Genomic DNA, 3,119 nt, shown 5'->3' on the forward strand with positions numbered 1-3,119 from the left:
TGGTGCCGGCCCTTCGTCAACTCGTGGGCCGCGAATCGGTGACTCGCGGCTCAGCGCAGCTGGTGATCAGACGAGACGAACGCGCATCGCCTGGGGACCCTTGGGGCCCTGCTCGACGTCGAACTCGACGGTCTGGTTCTCCTCGAGGCTGCGGTAGCCATTGGTCTGGATCTCCGAGTAGTGGACGAAGACGTCCGGGCCCTCGGTCGGGGCGATGAAGCCAAAGCCCTTCTCCGCGTTGAACCACTTGACGGTTCCCTGTGCCATGTCGTGCTCCCTTGTTTCAGGTTGGTGCGGACTGACGGGTGTGACAGTCCGGGTCAGCAAGGACGCGACCAGACTCCTGAACCTGAAGCAAGGCTGCGCTCGCAATGTTCTCTGCGAGCGTGCAACACACAAACAGCAAACGTTGACCGTGACCAAGCCTAGTCCTGGCGGACCGAATCACCCAATCGCGCGAGCCAGAGCACCGAGCGCCTGGGTGAAGCACTGCTCCGGTGGGTTCACCAGCCCCGCGCCGACCTGACCGACTCCCGCAACCCGCCCGGCCATGCCGGTGTTGATCTGCGGGAGCACCCCGGTCCGCGCCACCGCAGCCACGTCGATGCCCGTCGGCGTGCCGCGGAACTCGAGGATCGGCACCTGGTAGGCCGGGTGCTCCCCCACGGTGATCTCGTACATCGTCTGGGTGGCCCGCAGCGCGAACGGCACGTCTCCGCCGACGAACCGGACGATCGCCGGTGCCGCCGCCATCGCGAACCCGCCGATACCCGCGGTCTCGGTGATGGCGGAGTCGCCGATGTCCGGGTTGGCGTCCTCGGGACCGTACGACCCGAGGAACAGCCCTTCGGGCGTCTGCGCCGGGCCGACGAACCACTCGTCACCCGTCCCCGACACGCGCACCCCGAAGTCGGTCCCGTTGCGGGCCATCGTCGTCACCACCGACGAGCCCGGGATCCCGTGTGCGGCCAGCGCCGCCAGCTTGCACGCGGGCATTCCGAGGTTGAGGAAGAAGTGCTCGTTCGCACCCGAGAAGCGCACCGCCTCCGCGACGTCCGACGCAGCCGCGTCAGCCGTGATCAGCGTGGGCAACAGCTCACGCAGAAGCATGAGGGAACCGGCCCGGTTGCGGTTGTGGCCCTCGTCGCCCATCTGGAGCATCTGGGCGATGATCGCCTTGACGTCGATTGGGCCGGCGGTGTCGACGCGAGCCCGAATCGCCTGCTGCAGCAAGGGCCCCAGCACCGAGTTCATCCAGTGCAGGCGGTCGATCACCTCGGGTCCGTACGCGCCGTAGCGCAGCACCTTGCCGAGCCCCTCGTTGAGGGAGCACCACGACGTATTGCTGTGCACGTCGTCGCGCAGCTCGTAGAGCCACATCGACGGACTGATGACGCCCGCCATCGGACCGACGGCGTCCCGGTGATGGCACGGCTCGAGCGTGATCCCGTCGCCCTTCTCGAGCTTGGCCTGCGCCTCCTCAGGTGTGTCTGCCAGCGCCTCGAAGAGCATCGCCCCGATCAACGCTCCCTTGAGCGGGCCTGAGGCACGGGCGAACTCGATCGGCGGGCCAGCGTGCAGGAACGTGCCCTTCTCGAGACCCAGCGCCTCGCTCGCGGGTCGGACGTCCACGAAGTCCGCCCCCGCGGCCACCATCCGCTCGAACGCCAGCCGGTTGGCCTCCTCCCGCCGCGGGTCGGCGAGGACGGCTGCGAGGTCGCGCTCCGTTCCCTGCATCGGGGGCTGCCACGCCGTCTCGGTGACCGGAACCGCTTGCGCCCGAATCGACTCCGCGAACAGGGCCACTCCGGCGGTCGCGACCGTGAGATCCGCCGTGAGCAGGCCGTTGAGCTCCGCGGAGCGGCCTTCCTCACGCACGCTTTCCAGGATGCCGTATGCCGCTGAGCTCGCTCCCGACACCGGCGCGGCGGGTGCGTGGCCGAGGAGGGAGACGGCGTGCCTGGTCGCGGCCGCGTTGGACAGGAAGACCGAGGCACCGGCGTCGCGGAGCGCGGTTGCACTCCGGGTGAGCCCCTGCGGATCGCCCTCGGTGCCGCTGATGGACACGACGACGGGGAGCGTGCGCCCGTCCGCCTCCGCCCTGGCCCGGGCCGCGCGGATCGCATCGCTCAGTTCGGGCGCCGGGTCGGGATGCGCGCCGTGGCCGAGGACGAGGTCGAGGAGCAGCACGCCACACGTGGCGTCGGCAGCTTCGGCGGCGATGCGCTCCAGTCGCAGTGAGGGGTCGATCATCGGGTGCGCGCGGCCCTGGGTCATCGAGTCGTCGCCGAAGTCGATGACGACGTGGCCCCCGTCGCGCAGCTCCGGACCGAGGGCCAGGTCCGGCCGGAGCGGGGTGTTGGACCGGATGTCGCCGAGGGTCTCCCCCGCCACGAGCATCGCCTCGTCGGCCAGCGTTCCCCCGCAGAAGAGCCCCCTCAGCGATGACCCCGTCGGTGCCGGTTGCTCGGCCTCCCAGTGCGGCCACTCGATCTCGCTTCGCGCGTCGCCGAGCGCGTCGACGACTGACGCGGTGAGGTCCGGCTTCCCAGCCCCGAGCGTGGCCCAGTGGACCGGCTTGCCGAGCCCAGCGGCATACGACTCGATGTCGGACAGCACCTCAGCGGCAGGAGGCTTGGAGACGACGATGATGCTCTCGGTCGCGGCGTCGGCGGCAAGGGCGGCGAGGGCCTGCTTGGTGGAGCGGCCCGCGACGGCGGACGACAGGTCGCGGCCACCGACGCCGAGCACATGGCTCACGCCCTTGCCGGCGGCGTCGAGGAGGCACATCACCTGCTGCGCGCCGGTGCCAGAGGCCGCGACGAGGCCGACGGAGCCGGGGCGGACGACGTTGGCGAAGCCGAGGCCGACCCCGCCGACGACCGCCGTCCCGCAGTCCGGCCCCATGACGAGCACGCCCCGGGCGGCGGCGAGGTCCTTGAGGCGGACCTCGTCCTCGACGGGCACATTGTCGGAGAAGATCATGACGCTCACGCCCGCGTTGATCGCGTCCAGCGCCTCGGTTGTCGCGTGCTGGCCCGGTACCGCCACGAGGGCAAGGTTGGCGTCGGCCCGGCGGACGGCCCCGCCGAGGGTGCGCGGCGGCGGCGCGTCGCCGA

General features: G+C 70.6%; 2 protein-coding genes. Both read right to left on the reverse strand.

Going from position 1 to position 3,119, the window contains the following annotated elements:
- Positions 1-66 precede the first annotated feature (66 nt).
- The gene (locus tag VIR15_RS19010) at positions 67-267 is read right to left on the reverse strand and encodes a cold-shock protein (RefSeq protein WP_272463895.1); all 201 of its coding nucleotides are present in this window, start codon (positions 265-267) and stop codon (positions 67-69) included.
- Positions 268-444: 177 nt separating this feature from the next.
- Positions 445-3,119: bifunctional FdrA/YlbE family protein (locus VIR15_RS19015; RefSeq protein ID WP_331930648.1), on the reverse strand; the 2,675-nt coding region annotated here is incomplete at its 5' end.

Source organism: Intrasporangium sp., assembly GCF_036566125.1.
Lineage (GTDB): Bacteria > Actinomycetota > Actinomycetes > Actinomycetales > Dermatophilaceae > Intrasporangium.